The organism is Polaribacter sp. L3A8 (assembly GCF_009796785.1).
Classification (GTDB): Bacteria; Bacteroidota; Bacteroidia; order Flavobacteriales; family Flavobacteriaceae; genus Polaribacter.
The window spans coordinates 1,829,843-1,848,832 of the sequence record NZ_CP047026.1 but is presented as its reverse complement, the minus strand read 5'-3'; the positions used below and the strand labels follow the sequence as shown (position 1 = coordinate 1,848,832).

Here is an 18,990-nt window from a genome sequence, read left to right as displayed (position 1 = left end):
TATGTTCAGAACAAGAAGATTAAGAAAGTCAGAAGGAATTAGAAGATTGGTTAGAGAAACTAAATTATCTGTAGATGATTTTGTCTATCCACTTTTTATTGAAGAAGGAGAAAATATAGAAACAGAAATTGTTTCTATGCCAGGAATCAAACGTTTTTCTTTAGATAGAATTTCTAAAGAATTAGAGGAGGTTGTTTCTTTAAATATACCCGCAGTTTTATTGTTCGGAATTCCATCAACTAAAGATGAAGAAGGAACAGAAACTTGGAATGATAACGGAATTATGCAACAAGCAATTCGTTTTATCAAAAAGAATTACCCAAGTTTATATGTAATTACAGATGTTTGTTTTTGCGAATACACTTCTCATGGTCATTGCGGAGTAATACACGACAATGATGTTGATAATGATGCAACTTTAGTTAATTTAGCAAAACAAGTAATTTCTCACGCAAAAGCAGGAGTAGATATGGTTGCGCCATCTGGAATGATGGATGGAACAATTGCTATGGTTAGAGAATCTTTAGACAATACAGGTTTTGCAAACTTGCCAATAATGGCATATTCTGTAAAATATGCATCTGCATTTTATGGTCCTTTTAGAGATGCTGCAGATTCTGCCCCAACATTTGGAGACAGAAGAACATATCAAATGGATCCATCAAACAGAGATGAAGGAATGCGAGAAGCTACTTTTGATGATCAAGAAGGAGCAGACATATTAATGGTAAAACCAGCACTTTCTTACTTAGATATTATTAGAGATTTAAAAAACAATTTCGATCGTCCAATTGCATGTTATAATGTAAGTGGAGAATATGCAATGGTAAAATCCGCTGCAGAAAAAGGTTGGATTGATGGTGAAAGAGTAATGATGGAAAGCTTACTGTCTATGAAAAGAGCAGGAGCAGATATTATTATTACGTATTTTGCAAAAGAAGCAGCGAGAGTATTGTTGAAGAAATAAAATATCAAAATGTCTCCTCGAGCGCAGTCGAGAGGTTTAATTAGTTATCGACTGCGCTCGAACTGACAAAAAGCCAAAAAAAATGGAATTCAAAAAATCAGAAAAATTATATAAAAAAGGATTAAAACATCTTGTTGGAGCCGTAAATTCTCCAGTAAGAGCATTTTCATCAGTTGGTGGAAATCCGTTGTTTATCAAAAAAGCAAAAGGAACTAAAATTACAGATGTTGATGGAAACAAATATGTAGATTTAGTACTTTCTTACGGACCAATGATTTTAGGTCATCGTCATAAAAAAGTTCAAAAAGCAGTTGAAAAAGCATTAAAAAATGGTTATTCTTTTGGTGCATCTACAGAAAATGAAATAAAATTAGCAAAAATAGTTTGTGATGCTTTTCCAGGAATGGATAAAGTTCGTTTTGTAAATTCTGGTACAGAAGCTGTTTTAAGCGGAATTCGTTTGGCAAGAGCTTTTACCGGAAAAGACAAAATTATAAAATTTGCAGGTTGTTACCATGGGCACCAAGATGCTTTATTAGTAGCAGCAGGTTCTGGTTTGGTAACATTAAGCTTACCAGGTTCTAAAGGTGTACCAGAAGGGGCTGTAAAAAACACGTTAATTTCTAATTTTAACGATTTAGATAGTGTAAAAAAACACTTTGAAAACGACGATAATATTGCGGGTGTAATTATTGAACCAATTGCTGGTAATATGGGAGTTGTTGTTCCTGAAAATAATTTCTTAGTAGAATTAAAAGCCTATTTAGAAACTAAAGGAGCCTTATTAATTGTTGATGAAGTAATGACTGGTTTCCGTTCTAAATTTGGTGGAGCGCAAGAGTTATTAGGTGTAGAAGCAGATATTACGTGTTTAGGTAAAGTTATTGGAGGAGGTTTCCCTGTTGGTGCTTACGGAGCAAGAGAAGAAATTATGCAAGAAGTATCGCCTTTAGGCGGAATGTATCAAGCAGGAACGTTAAGCGGAAATCCGATTGCTATGGCAAGTGGAATAGCTACTTTAACAGAGTTGAAAAAGCAAAATCCATATAAAAAGTTTCAAGAAACAGGGGCTATTATAGAAGTTATTTTATTAGAAACGGCTAAGAAATACAATGTAGCTTTAACGGTAAATAGATTTGGTTCTATGTTAAATCCTTTCTTTGTAAATAGTGAGGTAACTAATTTTGTAGAGGCACAATTGTCTGATACAAAAAAGTTTGCTGTTTTCTTTTGGGAAATGATCAAAAACGGAGTTTTCTTACCTCCAAGTCAGTTTGAAGCATGGTTTTTATCATCTGCTTTATCAGAAAAAGATATTAAAAAAATAGCAAATGCAATAGATAAGGGTATGTTAGCTGTTTCTAAAATGAAAACAATATAAATAAATGCCTTAAGCAATATGCTTTAAGCTCTGCGTAGCCTAAAGCCTAAAGCCTAAAGCCTAAAGCAAAACCATGATAAAAAACGATTTATTTTTAAGAGCCTTAAAAGGAGAAACTGTAGACCGTCCGCCAGTTTGGATGATGCGTCAAGCAGGAAGGTATTTACCAGAATTTCAGGAAATAAAAAAGAAGTACGATTTTTTTACCCGTTGTCAAACTCCAGAATTGGCTTCAGAAATTACGGTGCAACCAATTAGAAGATATGGTATGGATGCTGCAATTCTGTTTTCAGATATTTTGGTGATTCCACAAGCAATGAATATAGAAGTGCAAATGAAACCAGATTTTGGTCCTTATTTGCCAAACCCAATTCGTACGCAAAAAGATTTAGATAGCGTAATTGTACCAGATGTAAACGAAGCTTTAGGTTACGTAATGGAAGCAATTAAAGCGACTAAAGAAAAATTAAATGATGAGGTGCCGTTAATTGGTTTTGCAGGTTCACCTTGGACAATCTTGTGTTATTGTGTACAAGGACAAGGTTCTAAGAATTTTGACAAAGCAAAAGAATTATGCTTTACAAACCCTGTGGTTGCACATTCATTATTACAAAAAATTACAGACACTACAATTGCTTATTTAAAAGCAAAAGTAGCAGCAGGTGTAGATGCAGTTCAGGTTTTTGATTCTTGGGGAGGCATGTTGTCACCTGTGGATTATCAAGAATTTTCTTGGCAATATATTCAACAAATTATCGATGCTTTAAAAGACGAAACCCCAGTTATTGCATTTGGTAAAGGATGTTGGTTTGCTTTAAACGAGATGTCTAAATCGGGTGCTTCTGCTTTAGGGGTAGATTGGACGTGTTCTCCAAGAAATGCACGTTATTTATCTGGCGGAAATATTACTTTACAAGGTAATTTCGATCCAACAAGATTATTTTCTCCACCAGCAGTTATCAAAAAAATGGTGCACCAAATGATTAATGAATTTGGTAAAGACAAATTAGTTGTAAACCTTGGGCATGGTATTTTACCAAACATTCCGTTAGAAAACGCAAAAGCATTTATCGATGCTGTAAAAGAATATAAAGCAAATTAAAAAATGCCACATTTTATTTTAGATTGTTCAGAAAACATTTTAGAATTACGAGAACCAAGAAAAGTATTAGAAGCCGTTTTTGAAACGGCTTTTTCTACGGGTTTATTTGATAGAGATGAGATTAAAGTACGCTTAAATCCGTTTAAACATTCATTGGTACAAAGTGAAGCTGCAGATTTTATTCATGTTTTTGGTAACATAATGGAAGGAAGAACAGATGAGCAAAAATCAGATCTTTCTTATGCAATTGTAGCAACTTTAACTACCTTGTTTCCAAAAGTACCCGTTATTTCTATGAATGTTAGAGAGTTTGAGAATGCATCATATTGTAATAAAACCATGATTTAGGTACATAATTTGGGCGTTACTTTATGCTGAAAAAAATCAGCATAAAGTCGCGCTTTTCGTTATATCTTTTTGCAGAAAAAGCAAAAAGGATGTCACTTCAATCGCTAACGCAAACCAACGCTAATGATTAAAAATATACTTTCAGGAATACAAGCTTACGTAGGTTCTTTCGGTTTAATTTCTCAATTAAAACTTTGGAAATATTTTATTGTTCCAGTTGTAATTAGCCTTGTAACCGCAACCATTATTGGTTTTACTGCGTATGGTTTATCAGATAATATTGGTGTTTTCTTAGCTAAAATTTGGATCTGGGATTGGGGTAAAGAAACTGTAACTACCATTGCTTCTTTTATAGGAGCCGTTTTTGTTTTAGTTATTGGCTTTCTATTATATAAACATATTGTAATGGCATTATCAGCACCATTTATGAGTCCTGTTTCAGAAAAAATAGAAACTCATCTTAATGGAAGTTTTAAGCATAACCATAGAAAAACTACCTTCCAAGAACAATTAATTAGAGGGATTAGAATCAGTTTAAGAAATTTATCAAAAGAAATATTATTTACAATTCCATTATTACTATTAAGTTTTATACCAATAATTGGCTTAGTTTTTACGATTCTATTATTTTTGGTACAAGCGTATTATGCAGGTTTTGGTAACATGGATTATACTTTAGAGAGACATTTAAACTATAAGGAGAGTATTAATTTTGTTGGTAAAAATAAAGGCGTTTCTATAGGGAACGGAATTGTTTTTATGCTGTGTTTGTTAGTTCCTGTTTTAGGAATTATCATTGTTTTACCACTTTCTGTAACAGCAGCATCTTTAAGAACGGTAGCCTTATTAAATAAAGAAAATGAAAAATCAGTTTTATAAATATATAGAAAACTTACAAGACCAAATTACTTCTAAATTAGAAGAGGTAGATGGTAAAGCTAAATTTCAAGAAGACCTTTGGGTAAGAGAAGAAGGCGGTGGAGGTAGAACTCGTGTTATAGAGAATGGAGGTGTTTTTGAAAAAGGTGGTGTAAATATTTCTAAAGTTTTTGGCGAATTGCCAGAAGCATTAAGAAAGCAATTTAAGGTTAAAGAAGGAAACTTCTTTGCTTGTGGTTTAAGTTTAGTATTGCATCCAACAAATCCTTTTATACCAACTGTACATGCAAATTGGCGTTATTTTGAAATGTACGATGAAGCTGGTAATATTGTAACACAATGGTTTGGTGGCGGACAAGATTTAACGCCCTATTATTTATTTGATGAAGATGCAACTCATTTTCATCAAACATGTAAAACAGCCTGCGATAAGCATCATCTAGAATTTTATCCGAAGTTTAAAAAAGTTTGTGACGAGTATTTTTGGAATGCACATAGAAATGAAGCACGTGGAATTGGTGGTTTGTTTTTCGACTATTTAAAAGAAACAGAAGCATTTTCTATAGAAGATAGATTTAACTTTGTAACCGAAGTAGGTAATAGTTTCTTAGAAAGTTATGTGCCTATTGTAGAAAAAAGAAAAGAAATTGAATTTACCAGAGCGCAAAAAGATTGGCAAGAAATTAGAAGAGGTCGTTATGTAGAGTTTAATTTAGTACATGATAGAGGCACTCTTTTTGGTTTAAAAACCAACGGACGAATAGAAAGTATTCTAATGAGTTTACCGCCAATTGTACAATGGAAATACAGTCATCAACCACAAGAAAACTCAGAAGAAGCTAGATTGATTTCAATTTTAGAAAATCCTAAAGATTGGGTTTTGTAAAAACTATAAAGGTAAAACAACTTGTTTTGCCTTTTTTATTTTAAAGAAACATTAATTCTAACAAATATTTGTTGAAATAATTTATACTGTTTTTATAAATCTACAAATATTAATGATATAAAAAATGTATTACAAGTTTATAGTCCCCCTTTTATTCTTTTTTACTTTAAAAACCAATACTCAGAACTTAGATTCTATTTTTCTTTCAAAAAAAGAAATTTTGAAATCAATAAAAACCGCTGAAAATAAGTGTCAATTTTTATATGAATGCGGAGAATTCTTCTATTCAAAAAATGTTATTAAATCAGAATATTTTTTTAATGAAGCCTTGCAATTATCAAAAGGTAAGAATAATACTATGGAAGGTAAAGCTTTGCTTAAACTGGGTTTTATTGAAAAAAACAGAGGAAATTTAAGTACTTCTCTTCGGTATTTTAATAAGGCAAAAGATATCTTTAAAAGCACTAATGATTCTGTACGTTTTGCTTCTATTCATTTTGATATGGGCTATGTGTACCGCTATAAAAATCAAAAAGAGAAAGAACTTCAATTTTATAAAAAAGGGTTAGAATTCATTAAGGAAAAGGATGAAGAACTGATGGGGAAAGGTTATTTACATTTAGGTAGGTACTATACCAGACTTAAAAAGTTAGATTCCTCTATTTATTATTATGATAAAGCACTTGAAGTTTTTAAAAAAAACAACCAAGACGATAGAATTTATAATGTTTATAATAATGTGTCTAATACCTATTATAGGCAAGGTAAATATAAAAAAGTAATAGATATTAGAACCTTGGTTTTAAACTATGCTAAAAAAGAAAATAGTAAGTTACTTATAACCGTTAATTACCATAACCTAGCAGCTGCTTATAGCGAGTTAGGATCCTATAATTTAGCTTTAAAATATCTAGATTCTGCTATTGTAGTGGCAAAAGAAAATAATTTTAAGATACGCTTATCAAAATCATATAATTCTTTAGCAAAATTGAACTATATGCTTAAAAATTATAAAAAATCTTATAAGTATCTAGAAAAACATAAAATCTATTCAGATTCTATTTTTCAGTCACAATTATCAAACACAATCGAAGAGGTAGAGCTGCAAAATAAATTTAAAATAGAAACAAAAAATTTACAAATAATAAATCAAAAACAAGCTTTTGACAAAAAAATATATTTAATTATAATTTCAGCTTTATTATTATTAGGTATTCCTATGATTGTTTTACTTTATAGAAATTCTATAAATAAAAACAAAATAATAGAAGGTAACTTAGAGAAAGAAAAAATTAAAAAAGAAGTTTTATTAGAGAAATTTAAAAGATCAGAAATCGAAGTAAAAAATTTAGTAGCAGATAACTCAATGCGATTAGAGTTTTTAAAACAACTTTTAACACAACTTAAAGAGCAAAGAAAAACGTATAATTCTGTTGAAGTAAAAAATTATATTAAAGATTTATCTTTTAAAATTCAACAACAAATTACCACGGAAAGTAAACTAACTTTACTAAAGAAAAAAATAGATTCTGTTAATGACGGTTTTGATAATATGTTACTTACGGTTTATAAAGAACTTACTAAAACAGAAAGAGAGGTTTGTGCTTTGTTAAGGTTAAATTTATCTGTTAAAGAAATTGCGTCTATTAGAAATTCTAGTTCAGATGCTATAAAAGTTACTCGTTACAGAATAAGAAAGAAAATGAATATACCTAAAAATCAAAATTTAGAGGTATTTATTCAGAATTTAGGAGTGTAGTTTGTTTTTATTATTAATTAAAAATTTAATGGCTAAATAATGATTTATTTTTAGTTGTTTGTTTTATAGTTGTTTATGCTTTTTTTGTTACTTATTGTTACTTATTGTTACTTGTTTTTTTTAATATTGTTACTTTTTGTAACCTTTTTTTTTGGAGCAACTGTTTCTTAAAGAATTACATTTGAGTAAGTTTTAATAAAATAATCCCCCAATTTTTTTATCTTCCAAAACTGGTTTTACAATAAAAAAAAAGTAGCTTATAATAAGCTGCTTTTTTTATTTATGAGAACTCTTTTTTATTGGTTTTGATAATAGTTTATCGCAAGATTTAAAAGAAAGTATAGACGATTACAAAATAGTATAACTACTTTGTTATTTCCAAATAACATTCTTTTTCGTTATTTCTTTGTCCTTATTATATATGTGAGAGAGTCTTGCTTTTATTAATAAGCGTCTACCTGTTTTATTTCTGGTGTAAATTAATTTTGATTTTCCTAAATGCTGTAACCAATTTTCTTGAAACAATAAAGCTGTTTTCTTCTTGTTAGAAAATATTTCTGGCATTGCAAAAAAGTTAGAAATATTTAATTTTTTTCGAAACCAATTCGTTTTTACAATTAAGTATTTAGAATTTTCAATCGGTTTTAATAACTCGTCTAAGGCAGTTGTAAAAAGTTGACTTTCTAGTTTGTTGGTGCCTTCTATGTTACAAGAAATGTTTCCGTTATTTAATTTTTCTGTAGAAATGTGTATTTTATTTTTATCGGTTGTAACTAGTTTTAGAGCAATTAAAGTATCTAGAATAGTTAAGGCCATTTTGTGAATTTTCTTATAAATAAAACCATAGCGAATATATAGTTGAATGATTTTAAATAATTTGTAGCCGAAGGTTAGTGCAAAAGCACTTAACAAAGAGTAAAAAAAAGCTAAAAGACCTTTATTTAAGAAGATGTTTAAATTCTTTAGAAGAAAATTAGGTAAAAAATAAGAAATACCAATAATTATTTCTACGGATAAATGCTTCACTAAGTCTTTGTAAAACACTTTTTTCTTAGTGATTGGTAGCTCTTTTTCTTGGTTTAATAAAAGTACTTCTTGTGTAATACTTTTACCTATAGAAACTGCTTTCTCCCAATTATTTTTTATTTGATTCCTGTTTTTTGATTTTTCAAAATTCTCTTGGTTATACGTTTTAATTGTATCAGAATTTAATGTTGTAGGAATTTGCAATCGATCGACTCCGTTGGTAATAATTATTTTTTCTGAATACGTAATTCCAAGAAAAGCAGTAAACCTTCTCGATAAAATTTCTAAGTCTTTTCCTCCATGTTTATCAGATAAATCTACACATGCCAAATGCCAAATAATACCCACTTTATTTGGGTTATTTTGCTGAACTCTAATGGCTCTACCACGCATTTGATTAGAAGTAACAAAAGAGCCAACAACAGAAGCTAGAATTAAAGAATTAATAGAAGGTGCATCCCAACCTTCACCTAATAACGATTTTGTACCAATTAAAATTTTTATATCTCCAGATTCAAATAGTTCTGTTATGCTATTTACAATATGGTTTTTAGAACTATTAGAATTGATTATTAAAAACTCTCTATCCGAAGATAAAGAAGTTGCATTGTATGTGTTTAAAGGTTCTTTTTCTTTTAATTTAGACAAAATACTTTGATGTATAATAACTAAAGAACCTGTTAAAACTGCAATGGTGTTTTTATGACGTACACTTTTTCTTAATTTATGAAATATAGGAAGAATTCCTAATTTATTAATGGTTTCAATTTCAGTATCGTTGGCATTTAAATATTCTTTTCTAATATAATCAGACAAAATTACACAACGTAAATTATCACTTAAATTCTCTTGTTCGTGTTGTACAATTTTGCAAATACTCTTTAATTTACTTGGGCTAGAAGTTAAAGATTTATAAAGTGTTTTATTCCCTTTAAGGTTTACTCTGTGATGTCTGTAAGCAGAAATTCTTCTTAACTTTTTCTCTAATAAAAGTATGTAGTTCTCATCTTTAGTCAGATTTAATCGATCTATAACAAATACGTTTTGTAATAAAATTTCTATCCAACTATTATTTATTTTAGGAAACTCGATAGTTTCATTCTTGTCAAAACCTAAAACACTTAACTTTTCTTGCGTAATGTGTGTTGATGTTTGATTGAGAAATATTAATAGAGATGAAAAGAATTCGATATTTTGATAGATGTCGTCAATATATTTTTCTGTTTCAGTATAAAAACGATGCTGTTTTAAAAAATTGATAAAAGCAGTTTCAAGCAATAGTTCATCAACAAAATTGGCTATTTTAAAACGATAATCAACAATAAAATTTATCTCGTGATCTAAAGGCTCTGATAAATAAACAAAGTCTTGGTGCGGACAAAGGTTTTTTTCTTTAATTAAATCTGGTACAACAATTTCGTCATCAACATTTCCACATAAACTAAAATACTTTTTAATTTCAGCATTTGAACTGTCGTAAGGAGGAGTAGCGGTTAAAGAAATTACTGTTTTATTATATTGTTTTTTTAGTTCGTATAAGCAATTCCACCATTCTTTTTTTAGATGATGCGCCTCGTCTAAAACTAATACTTCTATATTATGGTCTTCGAAAAATTTAAAATAATCAGCTTTATCTTTAAAAGATTTATAGAGAGAATGTAAAGATTGATACGTAGAAAAAGTAAGTATATCTGGTTTTTTTATATCAAAAGAAAAATGAGTAAAAGAAGCATCTTTTGTAAAAAAAGATTGTAATCTGCTTTCCCACTGATTTCTAATAGTTAAAGTAGGTGTTAATATGAGTGTTTTTTTATGGACTCTTTTTATTAACTCTAGACCTAAAATAGTTTTTCCGGAACCTGGTGGAGCAATAATATGAAAATGATTATCGTGCATAAACTTATCAAAGTTTTTTAAAACTTTTGCTTGATAAGGTCGCCAAGTGAAAATGAAATTTAAATTATGTAGATGTAGTGGTGAGTTCAATTTTTTTAAATCTAAAATCAAATATAAAGTAAAAATTAAAGCCAACTACTTAAAGAAGTTGTAGATTTTAGTTTGATAATTTTAACGGTTATAGGAACGTGTTATTTTATGTAAATAGTATTATAATCTATTTTTTATTCAATTTTATTTATTATAAATACGATATAAAATAGTTTTGTTGTGAATAATGTAAAATGATGTTGATAATTAATATTATTTTAAGGATTAAAAATGTCAAAAAATCAACGAATTTTAGTACTTTTGCATTCTGAAAAAAGAGATAAAAATGGCAAGATTTGAATTGAAATTACCTAAAATGGGAGAAAGTGTTGCAGAAGCAACGATAACTTCTTGGTTAAAAGAAGTTGGAGATACCATTGAATTAGATGAGGTTGTGGTAGAAATAGCTACAGATAAAGTAGATTCTGAAATTCCTTCTGAAGTAGAAGGTACTTTAATAGAAATTTTATTTCAGAAAGATGATGTTGTAGCTGTAGGAGAAACAATTGCAATTATTGAGGTTGATGGTGAAGGTTCTGATGATAAGAAATTAGTTGTTAAGGATGCTGAAGAAAAAGTTGAAGTAGAAGAACTTGAAAAAACAATAGAAAAGGCTGTGGAAGTTGTATCAACTCCAATTGCTAAAAATTCAGATTCTGGTAAATTTTACTCACCTTTAGTTAGAAACATTGCGCAGACAGAAAATATTTCTATGCAAGAATTAGAATCAATTTCTGGTTCTGGTAAAGATGAAAGAGTAACAAAAGAAGATATCCTTTTGTATATTGAAAATAGAGGAACATTAACTAAAGAAGCACCAATTGCTGCTACTGTTAAAAAGGAAGCTGTAAAACAAGTTGAAAAAACGGTAGCTAAAGCGACACCAATTTCTGTAAATGGAGGAGACGAAATTATAGAAATGAGTAGAATGGGCAAACTGATTGCTAAACACATGGTAGATTCTGTACAGACTTCTGCTCATGTGCAATCGTTTATAGAGATAGATGTAACAAATATTGTAAAATGGAGAGATAAGGTTAAGGATGCTTTCTTAAAAAGAGAAGGAGAGAAGCTTACATTTACACCAATATTTATGCAAGCAATTGCAAGTACCATTAGAAAATACCCTTTAATTAATATTGCAGTTGATGGTGATAAAATTATTAAAAAGAAAAATATTAATTTAGGAATGGCAGCTGCATTACCAGATGGCAACCTAATTGTACCTGTAATTAAAAATGCAGATCAATTAAATTTGGTAGGTATTACAAAATCTGTAAATGATTTAGCTTCTAGAGCCAGAAATAATGCTTTAAAGCCAGACGAAATTCAGGGCGGAACTTATACTGTTACAAATGTAGGTGGTTTTGGGTCTGTAATAGGAACACCAATTATAAACCAACCACAAGTAGCTATTTTAGCTTTAGGAGCTATCAGAAAAGTACCTGCAGTTATAGAAACACCAGATGGCGATTTTATTGGAATTAGACAAAAAATGTTTGTATCTCATTCTTACGACCATAGAGTAGTAAATGGAGCTTTAGGAGGAATGTTTATTAAAACCTTAAAAGATATTTTAGAAGCTTGGGATTTAAATCAAGATTTCTAGTTTTTTAAAAATATAATTATACTAAAACGTTCACAATTTGTGAGCGTTTTTTTGTTACAAAATATTATATTCGTTACCTATAAATAATCATAAATTTAAAAATAAAAAAAAATGAAAAAATTGTTAATCTTATTTCTAGCAGTATCAGCAAACTTAAGCTTTGCGCAAGAAGCTATATTGCTTAGATTAAATTATGAAAAAGGAGCTACTTATGGTGTTTCTATGAATGTCTCTCAAGAAATGGGTACTGTGATGTCTATGGGGATGGTTATGGATATGGAAATAAAAGTGACAGATGTAAAAGATGATACGTATAATTGTGAAATGAAATTTACAAAAATGACCATGGATATGTTACAGGGTGGTCAAGTAATGAGCTTTGATTCTACTAAAAGTGATGAGGAATTAGATGAGACTGGTAAAATGATGAAAGCTCAAATGGGACCAATGCTTAAAACTTTAATTTCTGCTAAAGGGAATAATTTAGGTGAAATTTTAGAGGTAACAGTAGCGCCAAACGTTCCTGGTGTAGGTGATATGGCAAAACAATCTAGCAACGTGGTTTACCCTAAAGAAGCATTAAATGTTGGTAGTACTTGGACGATGACTAAAGAAGAAAAAGGAATGAAAATGGATTTCTTATACACTGTTAAATCAATTACTGGTGATAAAGTAATACTAGATTTATCTGGTGATGTTACTGGTATGGCTACAGGAAAAATTTCTGGAAATATGGATGTTGATAGAGCGTCTGGAATACCTGAAAATTCGTTAATAAATATGGATCTATCTGTTAGCGGACAAGAGCTTAAGTCGAAAATAACAATGACAATGGCTAAGAAATAATCTTTTTATTTATAAGGATAAAAAAAGCTTCAGAGATATCTGAAGCTTTTTTGTTTTATATAAGTTTAGGTTTGTAATTTACAAAGATCTTGCGTTAAAAGTATCTCCTTGATTTACATCGCCTGTTTCAAAACCTTTTTTAAACCAACGCATACGTTGGGCAGAAGTTCCGTGGGTAAAAGAATCGGGTACAACCCTTCCTGTAGCATTTTTTTGTAAACGATCATCTCCAATGGCGTTTGCTGCATTTAATGCTTCTTCTAAATCGCCGCTTTCCATCATTTTATTAATTCTTTGAGAATGATTTGCCCAAACACCTGCATAAAAATCTGCTTGTAATTCTAACATTACAGAGTATTTATTATATTCTGTTGTACTTACTTTACCTCGCATGGCTTGTACTTTTCTATTCATACCTGTAATATTCTGAATATGATGCCCAACTTCATGTGCAATTACATAAGCTTGCGCAAAATCTCCTGGGGCATTTAGTTTCTTCTCCATTTCATCAAAAAAACTTAAATCTATGTATAATTTTTCATCACCAGGACAGTAAAAAGGTCCTGTTGCACTCGATGCGTTTCCACAGGCAGAACTTACAGAACCAGTAAAAAGAACTAAAGTAGGCTCTCTGTAATTCGGAATTATTTTATTCCAAACATCTTCTGTATTTGCTAAAATGGTAGCACTAAATTCTGCCAATTCATTCTCTTTTGCAGTTCCTTTATAAGTAGTAGACGACTGTATTTGGTTGTTTGTATTACCTGTTAAAAAGTTTAAAGGATTGTTACCTGTAAAATACATTACAGCCAAAACAATACCTACAATAATTAGTCCTTTTTTAGACGTAACCAACTTTAATAAAAGACCAATTAACATAGGACTTAAACCACCTAGTCCACCACCAGAACTTCCGCCAGAAGAAGCACCTCTTCTATCATCTACATTAGCACTTTTTCTATTTCCTTTCCATTTCATATCATTATCTTTAAAAAGATAAATTTACTGTTTATTTTTTAGTTGATATAATTGCATCTTAAAGAAAGTAAGATTTAGCTATTTACTTTAAAGGTATATGTAGCTATTACATTATTTTTATAGCGTAAATGAACATCATAAAAACCTTTTATTTTAAATTTATAGTTGATAAAGATGAACTGGTTTTTTCTTGAAATGAATGAGGGTTTTATTGCAGATATACTTTTTCCTATTTGAATTTCAATCTTATTTAAATCGATAGTTTCTTTTGCCTGAAGTTGAAATATAATTTCTCCATTTTTAGAAATGTTGTTTATCATTTCTTTTGGATAAATGGGCACTATTTGATGTTTAAAAGTCGCTCCGTAAATTAAGGGAGCATTAACAAATTTATCTGTTAATATTGTCTCTTTTTGTAGAAGGCTCCATTTTTTATCTAAAGGAAAATGACTTTTAATAAATAATTGAGGTTCGGTTAAAAAATAACCATCATTATAATCAAAAATAAAAGTATTTGTACTTAAATCTGTATAACCAGTAGACCAAGTTGCATCTGCTAAATACCATTTATTGTTCAATTTTACAGCATTCCAAGAATGATTCGGAATTGATAATTTACCAATATTTACAACTGCACTTCTTCCATATCCATCAATAATTTTAGATTCTATATTTGCTAGTGTACATAATTCTCTAATTAAATAAGCATAACCTGTGCAAACCGTTTTCTTATCTTTTAATAATTTTTTAAAGAGGACTTTGTTAAAAGAATTGTTCCATTGAGTAAGTTTTGTGCTATCATTTTTAAATCTTTTCCTTTTTCTTGTGTTTTTAGAAACAGCCGCATGATCGCCTTTTATATTTCTAGAAACCCAACTATAAATAGCTCTAAATTTTTCTACATCAGTATCTAATTTAGATGTTAAAAGAAGAGAAAGTATGGGCAAACTATTTACACTTTTATCCTTATAGATATGAGCAATACTGTCTGCCTTTGTAAAGTTGATGTGTTTAAAATTATCTTTTTGGGCGTTCGAATAACATGCAATCATCAGAAAAAAGAAAGAAAAGACTCTTTTTCATACTTAATTTTTAGAAGTTAACTTTCTCCATAAAGAACGTTTGGTTTTAAAGACTTCTTTAGTAGCAACTTTACCCATTATAATACAAGAATCTAGTTTTAACTCTAAGTTATAATTTAGTTTTATATCTAATTTATTTTCTTTAATAAATACGTTTTCTGTTTTGTAGCCTAAGTAACTTACCATTAGTATATCTCCTTTCTGTAAAGGTTTCGGAAACGTAAATTCGCCATCAAAATTGGTAACAACACCAATTGTAGTTCCTTTTAAAACAATACTAGCACCAGGTAAAACTCCGTCTGCATCGCTAATAACTCCTTTTACAATTTGCGGTTTCTGTTGCTCTGTAGAAACAATTTTATTTGTTAGAATATTTTTATGAATTTCTGTATTGTTTTTCTGTTCTTGTGCTTTTATTTCATTTATAGAAAACAAAGAAATAATAGATAAACTGAATCCTGCAAGGGTTCTAAATTGCCATCTATTTTTAGGAATCGTTTTTTCTTGATATGAAGTTAATTGCGTTTTATTAAAAACACCGCAAGTGTCATTTTTAGGTTTCTTAAAATATTGAATAATTTGATGAGAAGTCATTTTTGTAAAGTCGATAACTTCTTTGTTACAAGAATTACAAAAGCCTCCGTTGTTCGTTTTTGTAAAATTGTTAAACTTTTCTGAACAAGGTGTTTTTATTGATAAGTTAAATTGCGTTTTCATGATATGTTTTTTAATAGTTACATATCAAAGCTATTGAATAGCGTAGAAGTTTAAAAGTAAGATTGAGTAATGAGGTTTGTTTTAACGGTAAAGTATCGTTTTGAGTTAGTTTACTGAAATAGGTATTTTAAAAAATATCTATTTAATTCGTTTAGATTGTGTAGAAAAAGACAAACCTTGTTGTCCTTTTGTAGAGTTCATAATGCCTTCAAATAAAGGTTCCGGACAGCCTTTTGGTACTTTCCATTCAAAAATAAAGTTAGAGCCAGTTCCTCCTTCAGTATCAACTTCGTCTATTATAATTTCTGTAGTTTCTAATGGCGCTAAATAAATAGGTTTTTTAAAATACGTGCGTACCGTTTTACCATGGGTATCATAATACTTCGCATTTAATAGGTAAATAGTATCTGTATCACTTGTATTTCTTAAACTAACCATAGCGGTTAAACTATGTGTTTTGTGTTCTGAAACACTATAGATTTGAGAGTATATAGAAAGGTACGATTTTCCGTATTCTAAAGAATCTTTTGGATTGATATTCGCATATCTTTTGGTCCAATTTTTTACATTCATAGAGCTTACTTCTTTCTCTTCTTTGCAACTTAATATTAAAAGACCTAGTATTAAAAGTAGTATGTATTTTTTCATTTCAGTAATTTAAAAGCAGTTTATAATCTTTATAAACATAGATATAACGAATTTACTCGTTTTTATCTTTAAAATCAAAAAGTACAAACAAATCTTACTGTTTAGTCTTGATTGTCTGTTGCAATTCCGAAATAAACCCAAGTTACATCCTCTAAAAAAGGATTGTTCATAGAATGAAACTCACCTTGTTCTATAGTGATACAATCACCAGAAATTAATATCATTTTTTTATCATTCACAATAAATTCTGCTTTACCAGATTGTATGTAAAAAACCTCATACATGGTGTCATGCTTATGTGTTTCTACAGTTTGCCCTGGTGTAAAAGTTGCAGAACCAAACATCATTAATTGTGGTACGGCTCCTTTTTCTATAAAAACCTTTTTCTTAATATCTGTGTTATGGCTTACACCTATTTCTGGTAAACTGTTTGTATGTGTTAGTTTCATTGTGAGGTTTAATTCTTAGCCCAAAAGTACAAAACATTAAAAATATCAAAAGAAAAAAATATAATATTTAAGTTTAATAGAAAGGAGGTTAGATGCTGTTTATTCTGATAAAAAAGGCAAATAAAAAAACCTCTCTGTATATTCAGAGAGGTTATGGTATTATAAGTCATTGTGAGGTTCGAAGCAATCTGTAAATTTAAAGAAACAGATTATTTCATTGGTTCCTCTTTCATAATGACGTTTTTACTATTTTATCAACTCGTAAGAACGTTTTATAAAGTTTGTTAACTCTTCTCCATGTAAAAGGTTTTGAGATAATTTAGCTAAATCAAAAGCCTGAGAAACTAAACCTTTCTGTGTAGCTTCATCTTTATTATTTAAAATCTCTGAAACTAATGGGCTGTTTGTGTTTACCACTAAGTTGTACATGTCTGGAAAATTACCCATACCCATCATTCCGCCACCACCAGAAGCTTGCATTTCTTTCATTCTACGCATAAATTCTGGTACTGTAATCATAAACGGAGAAGAATCAGAATCCATTGCTTCTAATTGTACTGTATATGTTTTAGAATTTACTGCACCTTCAATAATTGGTTTTAAAGTTGCAATTTCATCATCAGATAATTTAGAAATTACGTTCTCGTCTTTCTTAATTAAGTTTTCTACATGATCGGCATCAACTCTAGAGAATTTTACTTTTGCATCACCACCTTCTAATTTCTGCATTAAATGAGAAATAATAGGAGAATCTAATAACAATACTTCATATCCTTTTGCTGTTGCATTTTGAATATAACTGTGTTGTGCTTCTTTGTTTGAGGTATATAAAATAACGTGATTTCCTTCTTTATCAGTCTGGGAATCTTTTGTTTTTTCAATTAACTCATCAAACGTAAAATAAGAATTTGCAACTGTTGGGTACAAGGCAAATTTCTTTGCTTTGTCAAAGAATTTATCTTCAGACAACATTCCGTATTCAATAATTACTTTAATATCGTTCCATTTTGTTTCAAAATCGGCTCTGTCTTTTTTGAATAGAGACGCTAATTTATCACCTACTTTTTTAGTAATATAACCAGAAATTTTCTTTACGGCTCCGTCTGCTTGTAAACCAGAACGAGAAACGTTTAAAGGAATATCTGGAGAATCGATAACACCTTTTAACATCTGTAAGAAATCAGGTACAATCCCTTCTACATTATCCGTTACAAAAACTTGATTTTGGTATAATTGAATTTTATCCTTTTGTACATCCATTGATGGAGATAACTTAGGGAAAAATAAAATTCCTGTTAAGTTAAAAGGATAATCTACATTTAAGTGAATGTGAAATAAAGACTCTTCAAATTGCATTGGATACAATTCTCTGTAGAAATTTTCGTAATCTTCATCACTTAAATCTGCAGGGGCTTTTGTCCAAGCAGGTTCTGTATTGTTAATAATTTTATCTACAGTAATTTGTTTATGAGGCTCTGTAGTTTCTTTACCATCTGCATCTTTTGTAGTTGCAGGTGTAAACTCTGGATCGTTAATTTCTTCTGTTCCAAATTTAATTGGCACTTGGTTAAAACGATTGTATTTGTTTAATAAACCTTCAATTTTACTGTCTTCTAAGAAGTCTAAAGAATCTTCTGCAACGTGTAAAACAATTTCTGTACCTCTATCTTTTTTATCGCTTTCTACCAACGTAAATTCTGGAGAACCATCACAAGTCCAATGTGCAGCAGGTGCGTCTTTAAAAGATTTTGTAATTAATTCTACTTTTTCTGCAACCATAAATGCAGAGTAAAACCCAAGTCCAAAATGACCGATAATTCCTGCTTCGTTGTCTTTATATTTATCTAAAAATTCTTCAGCTCCAGAAAATGCAATTTGGTTGATGTATTTTTCAACCTCATCTGCAGTCATTCCTAAACCTTGATCTTTAATTGTAATAGTCTTTGCTTCTTTATCGATGCTTACTTCAATCTTAGCATCACCTAATTCAGTTTTTGCTTCACCAATAGCAATTAAGTGTTTTAGTTTAGAAGTTGCATCTGTTCCGTTAGAAATTAACTCACGTAAAAAAATTTCGTGATCAGAATACAAGAATTTTTTAATCAGTGGAAAAATGTTTTCTACCGATACATTAATATTTCCTTTTGCCATTTTATGTTCGTTTTGTTTAATTTATTATTGATATTGTTCAATAGTCAAAAAAAATACCAAAAATGCTTTTGTGACAAGATGACAGAATTATTATTTTAAATGGCAAGTATCTTATTTATTTTTATAAATTAGTGTTTTTATGTACTATAAAGTTGCAAATAATCAAATAATCAATA

Annotated in this window: 16 protein-coding genes; 9 read left to right on the top strand and 7 right to left on the bottom strand. The window is 29.7% G+C overall.

The annotated features are described in order from the left end of the window. Nucleotide 1: 1 nt before the first annotated feature. From hemB to GQR92_RS07500, 7 genes are all read left to right on the top strand, one after another. Entirely contained in the window at nt 2-967 is a 966-nt protein-coding gene (gene hemB / locus GQR92_RS07530) for a porphobilinogen synthase (protein ID WP_158838521.1), read from the top strand. Nucleotides 968-1,049: 82 nt separating this feature from the next. Beyond that, entirely contained in the window at nt 1,050-2,348 is a 1,299-nt protein-coding gene (gene hemL, locus GQR92_RS07525) for a glutamate-1-semialdehyde 2,1-aminomutase (RefSeq protein WP_158838520.1), read from the top strand. A 73-nt stretch (nt 2,349-2,421) separates the two neighbouring features. After that, on the top strand, nt 2,422-3,450 hold the full coding sequence (gene hemE, locus GQR92_RS07520) for a uroporphyrinogen decarboxylase (protein WP_158838519.1): 1,029 nt from the start codon (nt 2,422-2,424) through the stop codon (nt 3,448-3,450). 3 nt (nt 3,451-3,453) lie between these two features. Next, nucleotides 3,454-3,798, top strand: coding sequence for a 5-carboxymethyl-2-hydroxymuconate Delta-isomerase (locus GQR92_RS07515; protein WP_158838518.1), 345 nt, complete (start codon nt 3,454-3,456; stop codon nt 3,796-3,798). A gap of 123 nt (nt 3,799-3,921) precedes the next feature. Then, nucleotides 3,922-4,677: an EI24 domain-containing protein gene (locus GQR92_RS07510; protein ID WP_158838517.1), complete on the top strand. Its 756-nt coding sequence runs from the start codon at nt 3,922-3,924 to the stop codon at nt 4,675-4,677. Beyond that, on the top strand, nt 4,658-5,563 hold the full coding sequence (gene hemF / locus GQR92_RS07505; RefSeq protein WP_158838516.1) for an oxygen-dependent coproporphyrinogen oxidase: 906 nt from the start codon (nt 4,658-4,660) through the stop codon (nt 5,561-5,563). Before GQR92_RS07510 ends, hemF begins: the two co-directional genes overlap by 20 nt. A gap of 220 nt (nt 5,564-5,783) precedes the next feature. After that, nucleotides 5,784-7,322, top strand: coding sequence for a tetratricopeptide repeat protein (locus GQR92_RS07500; protein WP_158838515.1), 1,539 nt, complete (start codon nt 5,784-5,786; stop codon nt 7,320-7,322). Nucleotides 7,323-7,694: 372 nt separating this feature from the next. Here the strand turns inward: GQR92_RS07500 and GQR92_RS07495 are convergent, their stop codons facing one another. Further along, nucleotides 7,695-10,334 (bottom strand): DEAD/DEAH box helicase family protein, encoded by a 2,640-nt coding sequence (locus GQR92_RS07495; protein WP_302849603.1) that lies wholly within the window; start codon nt 10,332-10,334, stop codon nt 7,695-7,697. Nucleotides 10,335-10,620: 286 nt separating this feature from the next. Here GQR92_RS07495 and GQR92_RS07490 point away from each other — a divergent pair, with 286 nt between their 5' ends. Further along, nucleotides 10,621-11,943 (top strand): dihydrolipoamide acetyltransferase family protein, encoded by a 1,323-nt coding sequence (locus GQR92_RS07490; RefSeq protein WP_158838514.1) that lies wholly within the window; start codon nt 10,621-10,623, stop codon nt 11,941-11,943. A gap of 111 nt (nt 11,944-12,054) precedes the next feature. Beyond that, complete coding sequence (locus tag GQR92_RS07485; protein ID WP_158838513.1) at nt 12,055-12,789, top strand: DUF6263 family protein; 735 nt, start codon at nt 12,055-12,057, stop codon at nt 12,787-12,789. A 78-nt stretch (nt 12,790-12,867) separates the two neighbouring features. On the opposite strand, the gene ypfJ is transcribed toward GQR92_RS07485, so the two are convergent. The 6 genes from ypfJ to htpG form a co-directional block, all read right to left on the bottom strand. Next, nucleotides 12,868-13,767, bottom strand: coding sequence for a KPN_02809 family neutral zinc metallopeptidase (gene ypfJ, locus GQR92_RS07480; RefSeq protein ID WP_158838512.1), 900 nt, complete (start codon nt 13,765-13,767; stop codon nt 12,868-12,870). 74 nt (nt 13,768-13,841) lie between these two features. Then, nucleotides 13,842-14,819: a transglutaminase domain-containing protein gene (locus GQR92_RS07475; protein ID WP_158838511.1), complete on the bottom strand. Its 978-nt coding sequence runs from the start codon at nt 14,817-14,819 to the stop codon at nt 13,842-13,844. A 33-nt stretch (nt 14,820-14,852) separates the two neighbouring features. Next, complete coding sequence (locus tag GQR92_RS07470) at nt 14,853-15,566, bottom strand: carboxypeptidase-like regulatory domain-containing protein (RefSeq protein WP_233270056.1); 714 nt, start codon at nt 15,564-15,566, stop codon at nt 14,853-14,855. Between the two features lie 138 nt (nt 15,567-15,704). Continuing rightward, nucleotides 15,705-16,214: a DUF3124 domain-containing protein gene (locus tag GQR92_RS07465; protein ID WP_158838510.1), complete on the bottom strand. Its 510-nt coding sequence runs from the start codon at nt 16,212-16,214 to the stop codon at nt 15,705-15,707. A gap of 101 nt (nt 16,215-16,315) precedes the next feature. After that, nucleotides 16,316-16,663 (bottom strand): cupin domain-containing protein, encoded by a 348-nt coding sequence (locus GQR92_RS07460; protein ID WP_158838509.1) that lies wholly within the window; start codon nt 16,661-16,663, stop codon nt 16,316-16,318. A 246-nt stretch (nt 16,664-16,909) separates the two neighbouring features. Next, complete coding sequence (htpG, locus tag GQR92_RS07455) at nt 16,910-18,814, bottom strand: molecular chaperone HtpG (RefSeq protein WP_158838508.1); 1,905 nt, start codon at nt 18,812-18,814, stop codon at nt 16,910-16,912. Nucleotides 18,815-18,990 lie beyond the last annotated feature (176 nt).

Excerpts from the sequence above, each read along its gene's own strand:
- hemB (WP_158838521.1), top strand. The coding sequence starts at position 2 with ATGTTCAGAACAAGAAGATTAAGAAAGTCAGAAGGAATTAGAAGATTG.
- hemL (WP_158838520.1), top strand. The coding sequence starts at position 1,050 with ATGGAATTCAAAAAATCAGAAAAATTATATAAAAAAGGATTAAAACAT.
- hemE (WP_158838519.1), top strand. The coding sequence starts at position 2,422 with ATGATAAAAAACGATTTATTTTTAAGAGCCTTAAAAGGAGAAACTGTA.
- GQR92_RS07515 (WP_158838518.1), top strand. The coding sequence starts at position 3,454 with ATGCCACATTTTATTTTAGATTGTTCAGAAAACATTTTAGAATTACGA.
- GQR92_RS07510 (WP_158838517.1), top strand. The coding sequence starts at position 3,922 with ATGATTAAAAATATACTTTCAGGAATACAAGCTTACGTAGGTTCTTTC.
- hemF (WP_158838516.1), top strand. The coding sequence starts at position 4,658 with ATGAAAAATCAGTTTTATAAATATATAGAAAACTTACAAGACCAAATT.
- GQR92_RS07490 (WP_158838514.1), top strand. The coding sequence starts at position 10,621 with ATGGCAAGATTTGAATTGAAATTACCTAAAATGGGAGAAAGTGTTGCA.
- GQR92_RS07485 (WP_158838513.1), top strand. The coding sequence starts at position 12,055 with ATGAAAAAATTGTTAATCTTATTTCTAGCAGTATCAGCAAACTTAAGC.
- ypfJ (WP_158838512.1), bottom strand. The coding sequence starts at position 13,767 with ATGAAATGGAAAGGAAATAGAAAAAGTGCTAATGTAGATGATAGAAGA.
- GQR92_RS07475 (WP_158838511.1), bottom strand. The coding sequence starts at position 14,819 with ATGATTGCATGTTATTCGAACGCCCAAAAAGATAATTTTAAACACATC.
- GQR92_RS07470 (WP_233270056.1), bottom strand. The coding sequence starts at position 15,566 with ATGAAAACGCAATTTAACTTATCAATAAAAACACCTTGTTCAGAAAAG.
- GQR92_RS07465 (WP_158838510.1), bottom strand. The coding sequence starts at position 16,214 with ATGAAAAAATACATACTACTTTTAATACTAGGTCTTTTAATATTAAGT.
- GQR92_RS07460 (WP_158838509.1), bottom strand. The coding sequence starts at position 16,663 with ATGAAACTAACACATACAAACAGTTTACCAGAAATAGGTGTAAGCCAT.
- htpG (WP_158838508.1), bottom strand. The coding sequence starts at position 18,814 with ATGGCAAAAGGAAATATTAATGTATCGGTAGAAAACATTTTTCCACTG.